15 protein-coding genes are annotated in these 20895 nt (G+C 60.4%); 3 read left to right on the top strand and 12 right to left on the bottom strand.

The annotated features are described in order from the left end of the window. Positions 1 to 67: 67 nt before the first annotated feature. Entirely contained in the window at positions 68 to 1048 is a 981-nt protein-coding gene (locus AAC126_RS16450; protein WP_339855236.1) for an ABC transporter ATP-binding protein, read from the top strand. Beyond that, on the top strand, positions 1041 to 2147 hold the full coding sequence (locus tag AAC126_RS16445) for an oligopeptide/dipeptide ABC transporter ATP-binding protein (protein ID WP_339855233.1): 1107 nt from the start codon (positions 1041 to 1043) through the stop codon (positions 2145 to 2147). The genes AAC126_RS16450 and AAC126_RS16445 overlap by 8 nt, the downstream gene beginning before the upstream one ends. A 109-nt stretch (positions 2148 to 2256) precedes the next feature. Here AAC126_RS16445 and AAC126_RS16440 read toward each other — a convergent pair whose 3' ends face one another. From AAC126_RS16440 to AAC126_RS16390, 11 genes are all read right to left on the bottom strand, one after another. Continuing rightward, the gene (locus AAC126_RS16440; RefSeq protein WP_339855231.1) at positions 2257 to 4545 is read right to left on the bottom strand and encodes a TonB-dependent receptor; all 2289 of its coding nucleotides are present in this window, start codon (positions 4543 to 4545) and stop codon (positions 2257 to 2259) included. Positions 4546 to 4692: 147 nt separating this feature from the next. Continuing rightward, positions 4693 to 5676 carry a FecR family protein gene (locus AAC126_RS16435; RefSeq protein WP_339855228.1) on the bottom strand — a complete coding sequence of 328 codons (984 nt, stop codon included), beginning with the start codon at positions 5674 to 5676 and terminating at the stop codon, positions 4693 to 4695. 74 nt (positions 5677 to 5750) lie between these two features. Continuing rightward, positions 5751 to 6329, bottom strand: coding sequence for an RNA polymerase sigma factor (locus AAC126_RS16430; protein ID WP_339855225.1), 579 nt, complete (start codon positions 6327 to 6329; stop codon positions 5751 to 5753). Positions 6330 to 6495: 166 nt separating this feature from the next. Beyond that, the gene (locus tag AAC126_RS16425; protein WP_339855222.1) at positions 6496 to 12567 is read right to left on the bottom strand and encodes a DUF4347 domain-containing protein; all 6072 of its coding nucleotides are present in this window, start codon (positions 12565 to 12567) and stop codon (positions 6496 to 6498) included. A gap of 116 nt (positions 12568 to 12683) precedes the next feature. Then, positions 12684 to 12971: a hypothetical protein gene (locus AAC126_RS16420; protein WP_339855220.1), complete on the bottom strand. Its 288-nt coding sequence runs from the start codon at positions 12969 to 12971 to the stop codon at positions 12684 to 12686. A gap of 1 nt (position 12972) precedes the next feature. Continuing rightward, the gene (locus AAC126_RS16415) at positions 12973 to 13689 is read right to left on the bottom strand and encodes a tail fiber protein (RefSeq protein ID WP_339855217.1); all 717 of its coding nucleotides are present in this window, start codon (positions 13687 to 13689) and stop codon (positions 12973 to 12975) included. Positions 13690 to 13963: 274 nt separating this feature from the next. Beyond that, a complete protein-coding gene (locus tag AAC126_RS16410; RefSeq protein WP_339855214.1) occupies positions 13964 to 15856 on the bottom strand; it encodes a propionyl-CoA synthetase in 1893 nt (630 codons plus the stop codon). 118 nt (positions 15857 to 15974) lie between these two features. Further along, the gene (locus AAC126_RS16405) at positions 15975 to 17201 is read right to left on the bottom strand and encodes a hypothetical protein (protein ID WP_339855212.1); all 1227 of its coding nucleotides are present in this window, start codon (positions 17199 to 17201) and stop codon (positions 15975 to 15977) included. Positions 17202 to 17270: 69 nt separating this feature from the next. Beyond that, positions 17271 to 17603, bottom strand: a complete 333-nt coding sequence (locus AAC126_RS16400; protein WP_339855210.1) for an AzlD domain-containing protein — start codon at positions 17601 to 17603, stop codon at positions 17271 to 17273. Then, the gene (locus AAC126_RS16395) at positions 17593 to 18273 is read right to left on the bottom strand and encodes an AzlC family ABC transporter permease (protein ID WP_339855207.1); all 681 of its coding nucleotides are present in this window, start codon (positions 18271 to 18273) and stop codon (positions 17593 to 17595) included. The genes AAC126_RS16400 and AAC126_RS16395 overlap by 11 nt, the downstream gene beginning before the upstream one ends. Before the next feature lie 99 nt (positions 18274 to 18372). Next, complete coding sequence (locus tag AAC126_RS16390) at positions 18373 to 19374, bottom strand: GlxA family transcriptional regulator (protein WP_339855205.1); 1002 nt, start codon at positions 19372 to 19374, stop codon at positions 18373 to 18375. Positions 19375 to 19591: 217 nt separating this feature from the next. On the opposite strand from AAC126_RS16390, the gene AAC126_RS16385 reads away from it, so the two are divergent. Then, positions 19592 to 20269, top strand: a complete 678-nt coding sequence (locus AAC126_RS16385; RefSeq protein WP_339855203.1) for a ferredoxin — start codon at positions 19592 to 19594, stop codon at positions 20267 to 20269. 69 nt (positions 20270 to 20338) lie between these two features. Here the strand turns inward: AAC126_RS16385 and AAC126_RS16380 are convergent, their stop codons facing one another. Then, entirely contained in the window at positions 20339 to 20893 is a 555-nt protein-coding gene (locus tag AAC126_RS16380) for a cell cycle transcriptional regulator TrcR (RefSeq protein ID WP_339855201.1), read from the bottom strand. Positions 20894 to 20895 lie beyond the last annotated feature (2 nt).

Below are 20895 nucleotides of genomic sequence, written 5' to 3'. Positions count from 1 at the left end.
TCCTCGTGCTCGCCGTCAATCTCCTCGGGGATTGGCTCCGTGACGCCCTCAACCCGAAGCTGCGCTAATGTCGAAACATCTTCTTGAAGTCAAAAACCTCCGTATCGAATTTCCGACGCGGAAGGGCTTGTTGACGGCCATCGACGATGTGTCTTTCCACATCGACGAAGGCGAAGTGCTCGGCGTGGTCGGGGAATCCGGCGCCGGTAAATCCCTCACCGGCGCGGCCATCATCGGCCTGCTGGAGCCTCCCGGACGTGTTGCCGGCGGCGAGATCGTCATGAACGGCCGGCGGATCGACAATCTTGGTTACGAGGAAATGCGGAAAATCCGCGGCCGGGAGATCGGCGCGATTTTCCAGGATCCCCTGACCAGCCTCAATCCGCTCTACACGGTCGGCCGGCAGCTTACCGAGACGATCATGACCCATACGGACATGACGCCGACGAAAGCCCGGGAACGTGCCGTCGAGTTGCTGACGGAAGTCGGTATCCCGGCGCCGGAGAAGCGGGTTGACCAGTATCCGCATCAGTTCTCCGGCGGTATGCGCCAGCGTGTCGTTATTGCGCTCGCGCTCTGTGTCAATCCGAAGCTCGTGGTTGCCGATGAGCCGACCACGGCCCTCGACGTCTCTATTCAGGCGCAGATCATCGCGCTCTTGAAGAAGCTGTGCCGGGATCACGGCACGGCGGTGATGCTGGTGACCCATGATATGGGCGTGATCGCGGAAACCGCCGATCGCGTGGCCGTCATGTACGCCGGGCGGATCGCCGAGATCGGACCGGTGCGTCAGGTCGTCAAGCAGGCCAAGCATCCCTATACCGAAGGCCTGATGGGCTCTATTCCGGTGATCGGCCATACGGACGAGAAACTGCGTCAGATCGAAGGCTCCATGCCCCGGCTGACCAACATCCCGACCGGCTGTGCGTTCAACCCGCGCTGCCCGAAGGCATTCGACCGCTGTTTCAAGGAACGGCCGAACCCGATGGATGCGGACGGAACCGAAGTCGCCTGCTGGCTCTATGACAAGGAGGCGGCCCATGTCTAATGCGACGATGTCTGATACGACGCCCGCCAAAAAAGCATCCAGGGCAGAAGAGAGCTTCGAGACGATCCTCGAGGTGAAAGGCCTGAAGCGGTATTTCGACGTTTCCGCCCCATGGCTGAACCGGGTTCTCGAAGGCCAGCCGAAGCAAATCCTGAAAGCCGTCGACGGTATCGATTTCGCCATCAAACCGGGTGAGACCTTCAGCCTTGTTGGCGAGTCCGGCTGCGGCAAGTCCACGGTGGCGAAACTCATTGTCGGCCTGCATGGGCCGAGCAGCGGGTCCATCGAATTCGAAGGCATGGATATCGCAGGCAAATCCCGCAAGGAGATGGCGCCGGTCCGGCGCCGCCTGCAGATGATCTTCCAGGATCCCTTCGCCAGCCTCAATCCGCGCTGGAAGGTCCGGGATATCATTGCCGAGCCGATCCGCGCATTCGGTCTTGCGGACAGCCCGGACGAGGTGCTGGAGCGTGTTGGCCAGTTGCTGACCCAGGTTGGTCTGTCACCGGTTGACGGGGAAAAGTTCCCGCACGAATTCTCCGGCGGTCAGCGTCAGCGTCTGTCCATCGCCCGCGCCCTTGCGAGCGAGCCGGACTTCCTGGTCTGCGACGAGCCGACCTCGGCACTGGACGTGTCGGTCCAGGCCCAGATCCTGAACCTGATGCGGGATCTGCAGAAGGAACTGGGGCTGACCTATCTCTTCATCAGCCACAACCTCGCCGTAGTCTGCCATGTCTCCGACCGGGTCGGCGTGATGTATCTTGGCCGTCTGGCCGAGGTGGCGCCGTCCAATGTCCTGTTCAGCAAGCCGCGCCATCCCTATACGCGTCTGCTGCTGGACACGATCCCGGATCTGGAAATGTCCGGACGGGACCGTATGCCGGTGGCGGGCGAAGTTCCGAACCCGATCAATCCGCCGTCTGGCTGCGCTTTCCACCCGCGCTGCCCTTATGCGAATGATCGCTGCCGGAGCGAGCGCCCGGATCCGAAGCCGACAGGCGACGGCGCGCTGGTTGCCTGTCACGGGATCGAGGAAGGCCGCATCCCGGATGCGCCGGCCATGGGAACGCCAGCAGTGCCGGAAGGGCTTAACGCCTGATCCGCCCTGCTTTCCCGCAGTAATTTTCCATTTCTGAAATAGGTTCAGCGAGAAAGACTCATGAAGAGCTTTCTCGCTGAACCGGTGCGTTATCCAGACGGATAGAGGTCTAGAACTTCGCTTTTGCGTAGAGCATGAATGAGCGGCCCGGCTCACTCATCGGCGCGACATTGGAGAATTCCTGTCCGTATGTCGTCCGGTCCGCATAATCTTCGTCGAGCAGATTGTTCGCTTCCAGCCTCAGGGTGAGGAATTCAGCGAATTCCGGCGAATATTCCGCGAACAGGTTCACCACTTCATAGGCTTCGAGCGGCTGGTAGCCCTGGCTTACGGAATCATCGTTCTCCAGCGCCACCTCGACATTACCGCCGACCTTGAGTTCGAGCTGCTCGATATAGTGAGTGGCTTCCAGGTTGATGATCCGGCCGAGCGGAACGCCGAAATACTGCAGCGTGTCCGAATCACCAGCGACACCGTCGATTTCGACATCGGCATCGATATAAGACACGCGGACGAAGCCGGCACCCCAGTTATACCCCGCTCCCAGCGTGAAGCCTTCGCTGGAAAAATCGAACGGGATGAACGGACCCCCGCCATAGGTCGCTTCGCGGGCCTTGTCGATCTCGGTTCTGAAGACGCCTGCATCGGCGAAGAAGCCGCCATGCGCCAGCTTCAGGCCGGCTGTGTAGCTGTTCGAGCGTACGGGCTCGATGCCGTCATAGTTCCAGGCCGGATTGAAAATGTAGGTTTCCTGGAGATCGATCCCGCCCCAGACATTCGAATAACCCGCGTTGAAGCTCAGGTAATCGGTGGCGAACACCTCGGCGGAAATGTTTCCGCTCAGGCCGGAATTGTTGAATTCCTCCCCGCCAACGCCTTCGAATTCCTGGTAGTCGCCACGCACACCGGCTGAGATCGAAAGCATATCGACCGGCCGTGTCCTGAACTGGGCATAGAGGCCGTAATTCGTGGCCTTTTCTTCCAGCTCGACTGTGCTCGGATCCTCGTATTTGGCCCAGTTGTGATAGAAGTCCGCGCCGGCCGTGAGAACATTGACGTCGGCGAAGCGGAAATCGTTCTCGATCTTGCCGGACCAGCCACCCGTCCGGCCTTCGCTGCCGAAGGGTTCGGGCACATTGACCTCTGCCTCCGAGAAACCGATCGTGATGACCGGATCAATCAGGTCGGTCGGGTTTGTCAGGCTGTAATTCAGCACATAGTTTTTGCTGTTGAGCTCGTAATTGCGCGTTGTCTGCGTGGGCCGATTGGTCAGGCTGCCGACATTGGCACGATAAGGCCGTACGGCATCGTCGCGATATTCCTGTGCGCTGAGTTCGAGACGATGTCCGCTGGAGGATTCGTATCCACCCTTGACCAGGAAGCTCATGAGATCGGTCTCGGTGCCCGCAAGGGTCTTCCCGGCGCCGTCCTCATAATCGTCGCCGGTGCCCCATTTGAAGTATCCGAGCGCTTCAAATCCGTTGGACTGGCCATAGGCCGAAAGCCCGTTGATGAAGGTGTCGCCGTTGGTCTCGTAGCTTCCCGTGACGAAGCCTCCATAGTCCCGGCCGGGCTCGAGGAGATCCGCGACATCCGCTGTCTCGTAGGCGATGGAGCCGCCGAGAGCGCCCGGACCGGCATCGGCCGGAGCAACACCCGGATCAACCCGTACCGATTTCAGCAGGCTGGGATCGATCAGGTTGGTGCCGTTATGATGGAACACCTTGTTGTTCTGCCGGTTGCCGTCAATGGTCACGGCGAGTTGCGTTTCCTCGATACCGTTCACATAGACCTTCTGGGCCGCCGGTATCCCGCCACCGACAGAGACGGCTGAATCACCGGCATAAAGATCGCGGAGATTGACCGGGTTCCGGCGTTCAATGTCTTCCGGGCCGATCTCGATCGAGTTGGCGCCGTCCGCCGCATAGGGATGCCGTCCGAGGCCGACCCCGCGGCCGGGTGTATCGACCACCCGGATCGGATCGAGCACCGCACCGTCCGCATCCGACCGGGCCGCTGCTGTCAGGCTGACAGTCGTCTCTCCGGTAAATCTGTAGGAGATCCCGGTGCCGCCAAGCAGCAGCTTCAGGCCCTGCTCGACGGTGTGGGTGCCGCTCAGGCCGGGTGCGGTGATGCTGGCCAGCTCTTCGGTCCCGTAAGCAAAGGAAATACCCGTTTGCGCGGCAAAGAGATCGAGCGCCGTGGTCAGCGGTTGCTGCCGGATCGAGAAATCATATTCGGCCGCGGCCTGCGCCAGTGTGACCTGCCCGTCAGCTGCGGTCCCCGTTGCTGCGAAGGTTGCCGTATCGGCAAAACCTACGAAAACGGCACCCATCATGGCGCCGGTCATGGCGGCCGAGCGGATATGCCGCCGGTTTCTGTTTGTTTTCAAACGCACGAAAAATCCCCCAGGTTGCGCGTTCGCAATGAAAATAAGAACTATTCTCATTGCTCTCGTTAAGGGGACGAGTGGGGCGCCGGGACCCGGTGCCGGAAAATTGGAAAAAAATGAATTTTCATGGACCGGGGCGTGATCCGGAGGTGATCAGTACAGCAGAGTCAGATACGGAGAGACTTTGTGAACGGACAGGTTCTGGGTCGATGCCAGGGCTTCGAGGCCGTCATCCAGGCTCTTTATCGAGAGCGTTGCCGTCACGGCCTTGGAGGCCACGTCCCCGGCGAGCAGCACGATCAGACCGGGCATGTAACGGTCGACTTCGGCAAGTGCGTCTTCCAGGGGCAGGTCGTCGAATGAGATGAGGCCGCGCCTCCAGGCCAGGGCATCCGCGACATCGATAGTCGCGACGGGTGTAAGCGTCCCATCCGCTGAATAACGGACCTGCTGGCCGGCATTGACGATGGATTGGGAGCCGTTGCCGTCTCCCGTCCGGACCGAAACGATTCCCTCCGCGACAGTCACCGCGGTCGCGCCGGAGCGGAAGTCCGCACGAACGGCATAGGTGGTTCCAAGCGCCACGGCACGCCCGCCATGGGCGCTGACCTCGAACGGGCGAGCGGGGTCTTTTGCGACCTCGAAGAGCGCTTCGCCCTTCAGAAGGCTGATCCGGCGGCCTGCCGGTCCGAAGGAGACATCGATGGCCGTATCCGTATTGAGATACCCGACAGTGCCGTCTGCGAGGTGAATGACCGATTGCTGGCCGGTCGCGGTGCTGTGGTCGGCGAAATAATGCGGTGCCTCGAGTGTGGAGAAGACAAGGAAAAGGGCGATGCAGGCGGCAATCGCACCGATCCACACGCGGCGGGCAACCCGGCCTCTGACCCGAGCGGGCTGGCTTCTGGCCCCCGTCCCGTCAGGAAATGCGGTGACATTTCCCGCATCGGACTCGGCGATCACAGATTGCAAGCTTTCCAGATCGGACCAAAGACCGGCAACCTTCTCATAGGCCTCACGATGCCTTGGATCGCGCGCGCACCAGGTGTTGAAAGCGTCGAAATCCTGTGCTGTCGCATCGGCTTCATTCAGCCGTAGCAGCCAGTCTGTCGCTTTTTCGTCGATCACTTCCGACATGGGTTCGATACTCTTGCTGGTCCGGTTACTTGATTGTTGACCGTCCGGGATGGCGGGCTGCCCGGACGATCCGTCTAGGTGTTGCCGTCCTCAGATAGATGACGAGCGAGGGTGCTGTTTTCGGTGCCGGTATTTCCGGACTGGAAGCGTTTCCGGGCGTCGAGAAGAAGCAGCATCGCTGTTTTCAGCTCCTTGTAGACCGTCGTGATGCCCAGTCCCATGTCATCCGCGATCTCTTTCTGGCTCATGCCGTCGAACCGGCTGAGATAGAGAATCCGCCGGCGCCGGGGAGGGAAGGCCATGATGACGGCCTCCATATGGGCCAGCTCGGCGCGGGCGATGGCATGCCGCTCCGGGGTGACTTCGTCGGATTGCTGCCAACTGGTTGCCTGCGCCTCTTTCAGAATCTCGCGCCGCCGGCGCTCCACGCGCTGATGATCCGTCGCGAGATTGCCCGCCATGGTGAAAAGATAGGCGCGCGGATCACGGACGCCCGCCGGCTCCATGCCGTTGGCAAGTTTCAGACGCAGGTCATAGAGAATATCGGCGGCAATGGCGGGAGAGTCGATCCGGCTGCACAGGAAGCGGAGCAAGACTCCCTCATGCTCGCGAAATGCCCTGAGCAAAACCGTGTCCGGGAGTGTGCCTTTCATTACAGACGCCTTTGACCCGTTCAAACACGGTGCCTTTTTGAACGGAGGACAAATTTACTGATCACACCAGAATCGAGCGGTCACCATACGTATATTGCGAGTCATTCGCAATTAAGATCGTGACCATCCGGTTCTGGCGGTGTCTGTCTGGAGAAAGGCGCGGATGCTATACGAATTCCCACCCGGCTCTGGCGGTGAGGCCAAGCTCCGAAGGGGAAACGCCGACCAGCGTGACGGTGCCGCCGTCCGAGAGCGTCAGGACGGTATTGCCTGCATTCTCAGATGCCGTATAGGTCAAACCGCTCTGGAATTCCAGACTGTCGGTACCCGTCTGGAAATCCTCGACCCTGTCGTTCCCTCCGCCGAACTGGAAGACGAAGGTATCAGCTCCATCGCCGCCGACGAGGGTGTCGTCTCCCTTGTTGCCTGCGAGCCGGTCGTCCCCGGCTTGGCCGGAGATCAGGTCATTTCCCTGACCACCAAAGAGCGTGTCGTTACCAAGATTGCCATTGAGGCTGTCATTGCCGGTATTACCGTAGACAATATCGTCGTTCTGGCCGCCGAACAGCACATCGTCATTCTCGCCGCCCGAGAGCGTGTCATTGCCCTTGTTGCCATAAACGAAATCGTTGTCGTTATCGCCTCTGACAGTGTCCGCGTCCTGGCCGCCATAGAGCGTGTCCATCCCGCCGCCGCCGAAGACCAGATCCGAGCCCTGGTTTCCATAGAGGATATCCTCACCGTACCCGGAGCCGATGGTGTCCGTCCCGCCACCGCCATATAGCGTGTCGTCTTCGGCTCCAAGGGAGATGAACTGGCTGTTATCGTCACCCGTCACATAATTTTGACCTGCACCTCCATTCACCGTCGCATTCCCCATGATGGAGGCGAACTCGATGTTGTCGAGCTGCAGGGTGCTGCCGGAAGGCAGGCTGCGCAGATCGATGACGAAGGCCTCTGATTGGGTGCCGCCGTCGGTCCCGGTGATCACGATCGGCTCACTGAGGGAGCTGTTTGTCGTCGTCGGGATGATCGTGCGCACGTCCAGCATGGTGGTGGTGGACAGCTTGGTGAGGAAGGTTCTCGCTCCGCCGATCAGGTCCGTCTCGGCCGTCGAGTCACGGTTGTCGATTGCGGTGATCAGCGTATTCAGGGCATCGGTGCTGGATTGAGCGGCGGCTGGCCCCTCCGAGGAAATGCTTGTGTTCGCCGGCAGGGTGGCGGTGACGATATTGCCGTTATTGCCGGTATTCTGCACGATGGCCGCGCTGCCGGACGTCGACCCGTTGTTGGTGATGGTGCGTGCGCCGCCGGTCGAGGTGTCCGTGGGATTGTCCGTGACGACCACCGGACCGGAGCTGCCCCCGCCAGAAGACGGCGGTGTGACCACGGGCGTGGCGAAGGTCAGGGTCGTATTGCCACCATTTAGCGATGCGGAAATCTTCAGATTGCTGGCCGCTCCGGAGAAATTGAGGGTGTTGGGGCCGCCAAGATTGATAGTGCTGCCGAGCGTGGTGCCGTTGAGGGCGGTCAGGTCAGCAGAGTTGATTGTGATTACGTCGCCTGCGGCAAGGCCTGAAATAAGGTCTCCGTTGAAGTCTGACGCACTGCCGCTGAAAGTATCGTTGCCGGCCCCACCGTTAAGTGTATCGGCTCCGCTGTTTCCAACGAGAAGATCCGCCCCGTCCCCGCCGGAAATGAAATCCGCGCCGGTGAAACCGTACAGAGAGTCGTTTCCGGCTCCTCCGTCTATCGTATCGCCACCCGCGCTTCCGGTAATTGCCTGGTTCCCGGCGGAGCCGGTGATGACAAAGTGATCGCTTCCCGCATCGCCGGCGGTGAGCGTCTTGCCGGCTGCCTGGATTGCGGTAAGCGTTACGGTCTGGGCCGAGGCATCGGCCGCCGTGGCGATCGTTTCGATCGCGGCAAGGCTGGCACCGGAAGCGTTTCCGGTTGCGGTAAGGGTAATGGTTTCCGTACCTGCCGCCGTCACCGTACCGGTGAAGCCACCAAGCTGGGCCGCTGTCATGCTGACAGAGGCACCGGAGCCGAGAGTCAGGTTCTCGAAGTTCGAGACCGTGGCACCGGCGATGTTGTCGCCGTCATCCAGCACCAGGGTATCGGACCCACCGGTACCGCCATTCAAGGTGCCGGTCAGGGTATCGATCGAGGCCGAGGATTGTACTGTCTGGTTGGCGCCAGCATTGCCGGTAACGCTCTGCCCGGCGGCCCCGAGGGTAAACGTGAAGGCTCCGTTCAGATTGTAGGTCTCGATATCGGCATCACCGGTGACATTACCGTCACCGTTTGCCGCATTCAGGGTAATCGACTCGGTGCCGCTATTGCCATTGATCGTGCCGAAAGCGTCATGCTGGTTTTCACTCATCGTCACCGAGGCATTGGCGGAGAGAGTCGCTGTCTCGAACGAGGTAAACGTGAAACCGGTCGTGGTCAGATCGCTGCCGTCTGCCAGCACGATCGTGTCGGTGCCGCCACCGCCATTTGCCACGGATGTGCTGGTGATATGGCTGGCATCGGCGACCGTCAGGGTGTCGTCGGTACCGGCGAAGGTTGAGGCCGGGGTAAGGTTCGTGCCGTTGGTCGTGTTGAAACCCGCAGCATTCGTCGTCGCCGAGACACTCGCGCTTCCCAGGGTAATCAGCGTATTGCTCCCGGAGTCCGCCACCGACGAGATGGTCAGCGAGGAGGACAGATCGGTGCTGGTGGTGATCGTCACCTCGGGAGAGCCAAAGTCTGTCGCGTCGGTATCAATTTGCACGCTGCTGCCATTGAACCGGACATTCGCCGTCGTCAATCCAGTGACACCTGTCAGCAATATGGTCTCACCTGATGCCAGATCGGTGATGGTGTCACCGTTCAGATCGCTTACAGAACCCGTGAACTGGTCGGTGTCGGCCCCGCCAGTAAGGCTATCCGTACCAGCACCGCCACCGAGCGTATCGGCACCCGCGCCCCCATCGATCGTGTCGCCACCGGCACTGCCAGTAATGCCTTGCGCGCCAGCCGAGCCTGTCACGACAAAATGGTCGGCCCCGGTATCCGTTGCGGTCAGCGTTTTGCCCGAGGCGGCTGAAGCGGTGAGCGTGATCGTCTCCGCGCCGCCGCTGGCCGTGGCAATGGTTTCAACGGCTCCGAGATTGCTGTTGCTGAGGGTTCCCGTGCTGGTCAGGGTGATCGTATTGGTGCCGTCGGCGCTGATCGTTCCGGTGAAACCGTTCAGTTGAGCCGTGGTCATCGTGGCTGAGGCGCCGGACCCCAGCGTCAGGTCCTCGATGCCGGAAATCGTCGCGCCCGAGATGTTTGCACCGTTGCCGAGCGACAGGATATCGTTGACCGAGCCTTCGCCGGTCAGTGTTCCTGTCAGGGTCAGCCCCCCGGCATCAAAGGTAACCGCATCGGTGCCGGAGGTCGCACTGACGCTGTGCCCGGCATTGGTAACCGTGATCGTGCGGGCATTGGTGCTATCGTCGCCTAAATTATAGATCTCGAGGTTGGCGACTGTCGAGAAGTTGCCATCGCCCGAGAGAGTCACCGTCTCGCTGCCTCCGGCGGTGATTGTTCCAGAGAAGCCGTTGAGCTGAGACAGGGTCATCGTCACCGACGCGTTACCAGCCAGGGTCAGGTTCTCGAACCCGGAGATGGTGGCGCCGGAGATGTCCGTTCCGGTCGTCATCTGGATCACATCGGTACCGGCGCCGCTCGAAAGCGTGCCGGTGTAGGTCAACCCCTGGAAAGTGATCGTGTCGTTGCCGCCCGAGCCCGTGACATCCTGGGTACCGCCGGCAATGGTGGTCGCGTTGGCCACTCCGAGGATGTATTTTTCGACCGCCGTCTGCGTCTGAAAACCGTTGGTGGCCGCCGAAATTGTAATGACATCGGCTCCCGGCGCGGTGACCGAGGAGAACGCGTCGTGCTGATCTTCGGTCATCGTTACCGACGCGCCGCCGGAAAGAGTCAGATTCTCGAAATTGCTGACGGTGGCGCCGGAAATATTGTCGCCGTCATCCAGCACCAGCGTATCGCTGCCGCCGGACCCACCGTTCAGGGTCCCGGTCAGGGTATCGATTGAGGCCGAGGACTGGACCGTCTGGCTAGCGCCGGCATTGCCGGTGACATTTTGCCCGGCGGCACCGAGAGTGAAGGTGATAGCGGCATCAAGATTATAGTTCTCGATATCGGCATCGCCGGTGACGGCGCCGTCACCATTGGCGGAAGACAGGGCGATCAGGTTGGTGTCGGTGCCGTCTATGGCGCTGAAGCCGTCGTGCTGGGCCTCGGTCATGGTGACGGAAGCACCGGAATTCACGGACAGGTTCTCGACGTTGGAGACGGCGGCTCCGGAAATATTGGCATTGTTGCCTAGCTGCAGTGTGTCCGTATCGCCATTGCCGTTCAGGGTGCCGGTCACTGTCAGGCCATTGACATTGATCGTATCGGCGCCGCTGCTTCCGGTGACGTTCTGCGCAGCCCCGCTCAGCGTGATCGTGATGCCACCGTTGGCGAGGGTATAGTTTTCGATCTGGGTTTCGGCGGTAGTGCTGCCTGTACCATTCAGGGTGACAGTGTTCGTGCCGGTGCCGGTGACTGTCGTAAACGCTTCATGCTGCGTTACCGTCATGGTGGCGTTGACGCCGCTGTTGAGAGTCAGATTCTCAAAGCCCGTAAGCGTGAAGCCGGTGGTCGACAGATCGCCGCCATTGGAAAGCACAAGGGTGTCCGTGCCGCCGCCGCCATTTGCCACGGATGTGCTGGTGATATGGCTGGCATCGGCGATGGTCAGCGTTTCGCCGCCGGTACCGAAGGTGATGCCGGGGGTAAGATTGGTGCCGTTCGTGGTGTTGAAGCCGGCCGCGCTCGTGCTCGCCGCCGTAATGTCATTGATGGTGATGGTCACGGTATCGTTAGAGCCGTCACCTGTTCCGTCGTTCGGCGTGACCGTCAGTGTGACTGCCGATATGCTGGAGGAAACCGGCGTGAAGACAACCTTGGAGCTGTCGTCCAGATAGGTGTTAAGATTGGCGGCGGTACCCTCAAGGGTCATCGTCTGGGTGCCGGAGTTTTGGATCGTCACGCCACCGGTCGTGCCGTTGCCATCCGTCGTCGCGATCGTTCCTGTAGTGACGTTGAGGGTCAGAGTGATGGTGTCGCCGTCACCGTCGGAGATGTTGTAGGCGGACAGGTCGATGGCCTGGTTCGTCGATGCCTCGTCGATGGCTTCGTTGTCTGGGGTGCCGCCGAGGGCGGGAAGATTGTTCGCTGGAGCTGCAGAGGTGAAGACGATGTTGTCGAAGCCGGGCTGATAGCTCTCCGACGCTGCCGGAGTATAGGTAATCTCAATCGAGTTCACCGATGTCCAAGTCGAAATATTTGGAGTGCTTGCAGACGTCAGGGTTTTGAGATTGCCCGTGAACGCACTGTTGCCTGTGTTGTCGATCTGAAGGTCGGTACCCGTGTCGACGTTGAGATTGTAAGTACCGGTAGAACCATTGGCGAAGTTGACGATATCGATTGAGCTGATGTTGACCGTACCGCTGAAAGTCACTTTCAGGGTCGTGGTTCCTACTTCTGTAGTGCCGCTTCCGAATGTGGCCAGCGTTCCATCCAACCCGGCGGACAAGTCCACACCGCCCGCATCGGAGGTCGATACCGTGGCGGTTATTCCGCTGACCGTTTGTGTAACGGTCGCGCCGCCGTCAGCCGCGCCTGACCCTGATTCGAAATTGAAGACCGCAAGCCTGTGCGGATAGCTTTCTCGAGCGTCACGGTCGAACAGATATTCTGCCGCGGGCAGGGCGTCCCATCCTGCATCACCGCCCAAATCTTCTGTCGCGGCCAAAACTGTGACGTCAAGTGTGCTCCCCAGTGCGTCGACAAAGCGTGTGCCTGCGGCGCCTGCGCCGGTCGAGCACGAGGCGAGAACAAGCTCGGCGTCTGGTGCCAGGGCGGCCTTGATGTTCGCGAGGGCTGTTTCGTTATTACGTAATGAATCGCAGTCGACCCGATTACCAGAGAACTCAATCGTGCCGGGTGAACCGTGCGCCAGGATAACGAGCCGGTCCACATTGCGTCTGCCCGTGAGAGCGGATGCAATTTCCGTGAGCGGGCCGCCGGACCTGGAAAGAAAACACACTGTATCTTTTGGTTGCAGGCCGGATATCAGAGTCTCGGCGCTGTCTATCGCCCGATCGACGAACAGGATCGTGTTTCTATTGTGCATCGACGTTAATCCATAGCTTACTCAGGGTAAGCTTTAGAAATTAAATATCTAATCTAGGATTTATATTTCGGGCCTTCTGTTTCTGTCAATTACATGAATTATCAATATTTTTAGCGTCAATAGAGGGTTTGTGTTTTGTAAGTTAAAAATTTAAAGGCTTTTAGTGGGTGAGGTTTTTCCGGTTTAGGCTTGAAGTGTTTAAGGTGAAATTTTTCTCCCTCATAACCTGTTATTCTGCCCGTTAAGGGCGAACATTGTGCTGTTTTGTCGATCAGAGAGGCTCGATTGATCTGTGTGGCGGGTGATTCGATGCTTGAAGGGGGCGCGGCAAAGGTGTTTCCAGGGGGCGATATAAGGCGGAGCCACCACCCCGCGTTGGTGCGGGGCGGTGTCATTGCGATCATTTCAGCTGCGCGGTGGATAAAGCCCTTCTGTCGCAATGCAATAGGTCAGGGCCATCACCGGGTCCTGGATACTGAACGGCCTGGCATCGCCGGTATTGCTGACGGTCACAGTGCCGCCGGAATTTTCGCCTCCTGAGACAGTCAGGCCGCCAAGCTCAACCAATTGTGCTCCTAGGCCCCCTGTGCCGAATGTCACGGCCCCACCGCCGCCTGAAATAAAGTCCCCGGTCACCGGTGCGTCACTGTTGGCTCTGGAAGTGTAGGCCTCAAGTTTACCTGTGACTCCCGGCCCGGGGGTGGGCGTGAAAGTAGCCACGTGATTATGTTGGGCAAGCTCCGCTGTCTTAAGCGTGTGAGTTTCCGCTCCGCGCCATTGGCCAAGTTCTATCTTGGTCAGTCCGGGGCCTGTTCCCGTCCCGATGGGAGATCGTCCGCGCATGTCGGGGAGGGCGAAGCTCGCACGGCAGTCCCCGCCCCACGTGCATCCCAAAAGTGAAAATAGGGCGCTAAAATCTGTGATAGCCAGTAGCTGCCCGGCCATTTCCGTATAGCCTCTTGGGCAGAAGTTTATCGCCGTGGTGCAGACGGAGCCGAGATAGACAGTGTCTTCGGGGCCGCAGGATGCCTCCGCTTCGGTGGCGGGCGGGAGCAGCGAGGCTCCAATGCCCAGACAGGCTGCAAGTTGGGCGAGTTTCTTGTGTTTTCGGACCTGAAACATGTGAGCTCCCTATATGGATTTTTACAAAGAATCAGCATAACATGTTATGCTAATTGATGAGTATATTTTTACACCATTAAGTTGATTTCCGAAATGGTTGATTTATTCGATATAATAAATTTATAAGTGAATAATTATCGCCTATAAGTAGTTTTTTGTTCTAAAAGTTATTTTAAGGTGCCTTGTCGTGACTCGGCGAGGGCCGTTTCACGAGCCAAGCAAGCTGTGAAACGGTTTTCTGTTCCCTTGGATGTGCGTGCTGGCGGCTGTTCAGCTACTTCGCGTAGCCGATCCCTTCCAGAGCTTTCCTGATTTCCGGCAGGATCGCCGGATCGTCGATGGTGGCGGGTACCGGGCAGGTTTCGCCGTCGGCGATCTTCTGCATGGTACCGCGCAGGATCTTGCCGGAGCGGGTTTTCGGCAGGCGGTGGACGATGGTGGCCTGTTTGAAGGCGGCGACCGGGCCGATCCGGTCGCGGACCATCTGCACCAGCTCCTTCAGGATCTGCTCTGCCGGTGTGTTCACGCCGTCCTTCAGCACGACGAAACCCAGTGGCACCTGACCCTTGAGCGGATCGGCGACGCCGATGACGGCGCATTCGGCGACGGCCGGATGGTTTGCCAGAACTTCTTCCATGCCGCCGGTGGAGAGCCTGTGTCCGGCGACATTGATGATGTCGTCCGTCCGGCTCATCACATAGATATAGCCGTCCTCGTCCATGTAGCCCGCGTCCCCGGTCTTGTAATAACCGGGATAGTCCGCGAGGTAGCTTTCAATGAAACGGTCGTCATTCTGCCAGAGCGTGGGCAGGGAGCCGGGGGGCATGGGGAGCTTGATGGAAATGGCGCCGATCTCTCCGCGCTTCATCTCCTTGTTCGCTTCGTCGAGGATCTGCACATCCCAGCCGGGCACCGCCCGGGTCGGGGAGCCGGGTTTTACCGGAAGTTTCTCGATGCCAATGCAATTGGAGGCAATCGGCCAGCCGGTTTCGGTCTGCCACCAGTGATCCACCACGGGAACCTTCAGTTTCTCCTCGCACCAGTGCAGCGTGTCCGGATCGCACCGTTCGCCAGCCAGGAACTGGGTCTTGTAGTGGCTCAGGTCGTACTGTGCGAGCAGCTTGCCGTCGGGATCTTCCTTCTTGATCGCCCGGATCGCGGTCGGCGCGGTGAACATGGCGGAGACCTTGTGCTCGGAGATCACCCGCCAGAAGGCACCGGCATCCGGCGTGCCGACCGGTTTGCCCTCGTACAGCATGGTGGTGCAGCCGTGGAACAGCGGCGCATAGACGATATAGGAATGGCCGACCACCCAGCCGACATCCGACGCGGCCCAGAACACTTCGCCCGGGTCGACGCCGTAGACGTTCTGCATGGACCATTTAAGGGCGACGATATGGCCGCCGGTGGCGCGCACCACGCCTTTGGGGACGCCTGTGGTGCCGGAGGTGTAGAGGATATAGGCGGGGTCGGTGGCGAGCACTTCGGCGCAAGGGGCCGGCGCGGCGCCCTCATGGGCCGCGTTCCACTCGATGTCCCGGCCTGGCGTCAGTTTGGCTTCCGCCATTGGGCGCTGATGGACGATGCAATGATCCGGCTTGTGGGTCGCCATCTCAATGGCGCCGTCGAGCAGCGGCATGTAGGCGACGGTGCGGCCCGGCTCGATGCCGCAGGAGGCGCTGACGATCAACTTCGGCTTGCAATCGTCGATCCGCTTTGCCAGCTCGCTTGAGGCGAAACCTCCGAAGACCACGGAATGCACGGCACCGATCCGGGTGGCGGCCAGCATGGCGATCACGGCTTCGGGGATCATCGGCATATAGATGATCACCCGGTCGCCATAGCCGAGGCCGTGTTTGGCGAGCGCGCCGGCAAAGGCGGCGACCTTGTCGGTCAGCTCGCTGTAGGTGAAGGTCTGCTTGGTGTCCGTGACCGGGCTGTCATAGATCAGGGCGGCCTGATCGCCGCGCCCTTCGGCGACGTGACGGTCGAGGGCGTTGTAGCAGGTGTTGGTCACACCGCCGGGATACCAGCGGTAGAAGGGCGGCTTGCTGTCGTCGAGCACCCTGTCCCAGCGCTTGAACCAGAAAATGTCTTCGGCCGCCGCGCCCCAGAATGCTTCCGGGTCGTCGAGAGAGTGCCGATAGACGTCGTCAAACTGGCCCATATTTCGAGCCTCCCTGATATCGTTTTTTATAATGTTTCCCTGAACGTATGGTCGATGGCCGTGGCGCGCAAATCAAGTTCCAGATTGCCGCAGCTGAAACGCGGCGGACAGAGGAATGTTATCCGCCAAGAACCTTGCCGAGAATTCCTTTCTGGCGGCCGGTGCGGCTGGTCTCGTCCGCAAGGCGCTCCGGCTGTTCCGCGCGCGTGCCGGCATGCAGCGTCACGACCCGCTCCTGCCGCATGAAGTTTTCGACGCCCCGGCCCTGAAACAGGGTAAGCCCGAGTGTAATCAGATCCGGGATCGCCGCTTCGTCCACACAATTGAAGAGAATGAAGCGCTCCGGGCCGAGCTTGGCCACGGATGCGGAAAAGGCTGCCCAATCGGCTTCGTTCGTGGGCGTCAGATGCCGGTCCCACATGATCTTCAGATAGGCGAAGCGGTCCGGCGGCACTTCGAGTTTCGGCAGGGAGGACCAGCGGATGCCGTCCAGGGCGACGGGGAATTTTTCATGTTCCAGAACAGTGACCATGCGGTCGAAGTCAGCCCGCTCGTGCAGCGCCTCGACATAGGGAACTTCAAGCAGGATGCGTTTGCGGGTGGTCATTGGAATGGCCGCGAAGGAGTCGTCCAGCTCGCCCTCGATCACCACGGTGCTGTTGACGTTCACGGCGTAGGTCTTGCCGGCTTTCAGGCGGTCATCCACAAGATGATCGAGCATGCGGATATCGATAACCTCGATGACCTTTTCGAAAAGCCACGGGTTGGCCCGGATGTCCTGCCCGAACATATCGTCCAGCGCGTCGATCGAGACGGTCAGTGCGCTGGCCTGTGCCTTTGGCTCATTCAGTTGCGAGAGATCCCAGATCGTCTGTTCCCGTACCAGATTGGCGATATCCGCGTTCCGCAGGGATTCGAAAAGCCGCATGAAACTCGCCAGCTCGCCCTGGTCCTTCCCGCGATCCGGCCGGGGGCCTGCGTCGGTCATCAGTTTGCGGCAGATCTTCGCGATCTTTGCCGATTCCGTTGCGAGCCGGAGTTCCTGGTGCCGTGCCGCGCCCCGTCCGCTGCGTTTCAGGAAGGCGTCCAGTTTCTCCACGGCACGTATGGCCAGGTGGATCTGATCGTCCGGCGCGACGATTGCGACAATATGGTGGGAAAGCCGGTACATCCGGGACGTGCCGTTTGCCGGTACGACATCGATGCGGGCGATCAGCGTCCGGAAGAAAATCGGATCGCTGATATGGGGAATCGATGACAGATCGATCAGGACGGCTGTGCGGTCAGTGCCGTCAGCAGAGGTATCTTCTGCCAGAGCCAGGAGCTCTGCTTCTTCGGTCTGCATGCGTTTGCCCATCCTGTGTCAGGCAGGACTCTGCCCGATCCGGGCCCTGACTGGCAATCTCCGGTATAGCTAGAAGAGGAATGCCCGGCCCGCGGCAACGGTGGCGGTGCCGACAGCCACGGCGACAAGTGGATTGGCACCGATCAGGGAGAGGGCGGCGACAATGAGCAGGGCCGCGCGTTCCAGCCAGCCTGTATGCCAGATCGTCGGCGCCAGGATCGCCACCAGGACAGCTCCCGGTATGGCCGCGAGCCAGCGGGACACGAAGCCGCCTTCCGGCACCCAGCGCATCATCAGGAAGCCGCCGATCCGGGTGAAATAGGTCACCAGCCCCATCAGCAGGATGGCGACCATCGCGGTCCAGTCGAACGCAAGATAGGGGGCGAGCAACTCAGCGTTCACGAAGCAGCCCTCCGACAAGAGATCCGGCAATGCCGCCGATCACCACATGGGCTTCGCCCGGGACGTACTCGTTCGCCAGAATTGCGCCGGCAGCGGCCACGGCCCAGGGCAGGATCTGTTTCCTGCCGGTCCAGATCGGTTTGATCATGATGACGAAGAAGGCCGGCAGCAGCACGTCGAAGGCGAGGGCCTTCGGGTCCAGCGCGGCGCCGAGGGCATGGCCGAGCCCGGTGCCGAACACCCAGCTGAACCAGAGTGCGATACCGGAGCCGAGCAGAATTCCGGCATCCGTCGCGCCCTTCCGGCGCTCCGAAATGGCGACGGCCCAGTTCGCGTCGGTCAGGAAAAACAGGCTGATCCAGGTGAGGTGCCGGGGCAGCGGCTCGAACCATTCCCGGATCGAGGCGCCCATCAGCAGCATGCGGGAATTGATGCCGAGTGTCGTGATGGCGATGATCAACAGCGGCAGCGGATCCTGCCAGAGATTGACGATCGCAACCTGGGAGGCACCGGCGAACACGAAGCCGCTCATGGTGACGGCTTCCAGCCAGCTCATTCCCACATTGCGTCCGATCACACCGACCGCGACGGCAAAGAAGAAACCGCTGACGGCGATGGGCCAGATCATAAATGCGCCCTTGCGCATGCCGGTCGAAGTAAAGGTCGTCATCATGGATCCCGTTATATGCCGGCTAGATGTGCGTCCGGAGACCTTTGAGGTCAAACGAGATTTTGTTGCGATGCAATTAGGCAGGGTAACGCGTGGGATTTAACCCGCGAGCTTTTGCATGACCAGTGTCGGTGCGTCGTGCCGCACCGCCCGTTCGGCGCGCGGAGTCCGGCCGAAACATTCCCGGTAGCATTTCGAGAAATGGCTGGCGGAGACGAAGCCGCAGGCCAGCGCCACCGACAAGATGGACATGCTGGTCTGGGCCAGCAGCTGGCGAGCCCGCTGCAGGCGGAGATTGAGGTAGTAGCGGGTTGGCGTGCTGGAAAGATATTTCCGGAACAATCGCTCCAGCTGCCGGGTCGAGAGCCCGGCCTTGTCCGCAAGGGTGGTCTGGCTCAGCGGTTCTTCCAGATTGGCTTCCATCTCGGCGATCACGTTGATCAGCTTCGGATGGCTGACACCGAGGCGGGCACGAAGTTCCATGCGCTGATGGTCGTGCGGCTCGCGGATCCGGTCATGTATGAATTGTTCCGAGACCTCGTTCGCCAGCTTGAAGCCGTGCTGTCTGGCGATCAGGTGCAGCATCATGTCGAGGGCGGCGGTGCCACCGGAGCAGGTGAAACGGTCCCGGTCGATTTCGAACAGGTCCGAGGTCACGTCGATTTCGGGAAACTCTTCGGTGAAGCCGCCGAGATTTTCCCAATGGATGGTGCAGCGCCGGTCTTCCAGCAACCCGGCCCGGGCCAGGACATGGGCGCCGGTGCAGACCGAGCCGATGGCCGCCCCCTGGCGGGACAGCCGGCGCAGGGCGCCGAACACACGGTCATTCTTGTAGTGCTGGGCATCGATCCCGGCGGCGACGATGACGGCGTCCGAATTGGTCAGGTCATAGAGGGTTCCGACCGTATTCACCTCGACGCCGTTGCTGGCCTGTACGGGATTGCCGTCCTCGCTCAGCACGCGCCAGTGATACAGCGTCTTTCCGGCCATGCGGTTGGCCGAGCGCAGGGGCTCTACGGCAGCGGTAAAGGGAAGCAGCGAAAAGTTCGGCGTCAGAAAGAAATCGATGGTGAGCGGGACGTCATTTGGGTCGTCGAACATATTTGGCCATACTCTCCACCGAACGGGTTTTGGTTTTTTTCCAGTCCCGTAATTTTGTCGGGAAAAGGATAAAACCAAGTCGGTGCCCGGGAGCAATGAAAATAAGGCGTTGCCGGATGTTTTCGGGTGGCTCTGGCGGCAGCTATGTCGGCAACGGGACACTGGGTCGGGAATAGGCGATTTTGATCATGGCTTGGAGTGACCGGGGAAGGGTCCGATGACTATCTGCGACAGGATCGCGGCGGCTCTCGCGCGTCATGGATTGCTGCTGCGTGGTGGATTTCATCCGGATGCGCGGGAAATGGCGCTTGCCGGGGGCGAATCAGTCGGAACGGTTCTTCTGGCCGGAAATGCCGGGCCGGGGATGTGGGGGCAATTTTCCGCAAACCGGCCAGCCGGCACAGACCCGCTGGATCGCTGGAGCGCAGAGGTGCTGGGCGCCGTGGCCGGATTGTTCGGGGGGAGGGCGGTGCTGCCGTCCGACGGGCCGCCCTATCGGCCGTTCCAGCAATGGGCGATGCGGGCCGAGCCGGTTTTCCCGTCGCCGATCGGTATCCTGATCCACCCCGTGTACGGTCTCTGGCATGGATACAGGGGAGCGTTGTTGTTCGAGGCGGCTCTGGATCTGCCGGTTTCGGCTGACGCCACGACGCGCAGCCCCTGCGAAGACTGCCCCGACCGGCCCTGCCTCGCGACATGTCCGGTTTCCGCATTCTCGGAACGCGGCTATGACGTGCGGGCGTGCCGGTCCCATCTCGCATCCGGCGAGGGGGAAGCATGCCTTGAAGGCTCGTGCCTGGCCCGCCGGGCCTGTCCCGTTGGCCGCGACTATATCTACGGCGCGCCACAGCTTGCTTTTCATATGGCGGCGTTCAGCGACGGAGCCCTGGAATAGGACGATAAGTGCCGTCTAACGAAAAACGGCCGGTCAAACGACCGGCCGTTTTCCTGTCTCTCCGAAATGTCAGGGCACTTCGGAAATCGATTCGAGCTGGGTTTCAGGCGGAGCGACGGTGCCGCCTGCCTTGGTCACGGCCTGATCAAGGTCGATCTGCGAGCAGAGACCGAGAAGGACCGGATGGCGGGCCGTGATGTTCTGGGAGTTCCAGTGCGTGCGGTCACGGACCTTGTCGATCGTGTCCTTGGTCGTGCCAACCAGTTTCGCGACCTGGGCATCCTTCAGCTCCGGATGGTGCTTGACCAGCCAGGCGATTGCGTCCGGCTTGTCGCCGCGCTTGGAAACCGGGACGTATTTCGGTCCCTTGGAGCGGGCTTTCGGCTGCGGCAGCGTGCTCACCAGGATTTTCATCCGGTAAGACGAGTCTGCCTGGGCTTTCTCGATCTCGCCCCGTGCCAGTTGTCCGTTCTGCAGCGGATCGATGCCCTGAATACCGGAGCTGACCTCGCCGTCGGCGATGGCCTGAACTTCGAGGGGATGCAAGCCGCAGAAATCGGCGATCTGTTCAAACGACAACGCCGTATTGTCGATCAGCCAGACGGCCGTCGCTTTCGGCATCAGCG

This window comes from uncultured Nisaea sp. (assembly GCF_963974195.1).
In the GTDB taxonomy this organism is placed as follows: Bacteria; Pseudomonadota; Alphaproteobacteria; order Thalassobaculales; family Thalassobaculaceae; genus Nisaea.
The sequence above is the reverse complement of the archived record's forward strand: the minus strand, read 5'-3'. Positions and strand labels throughout refer to the sequence as shown.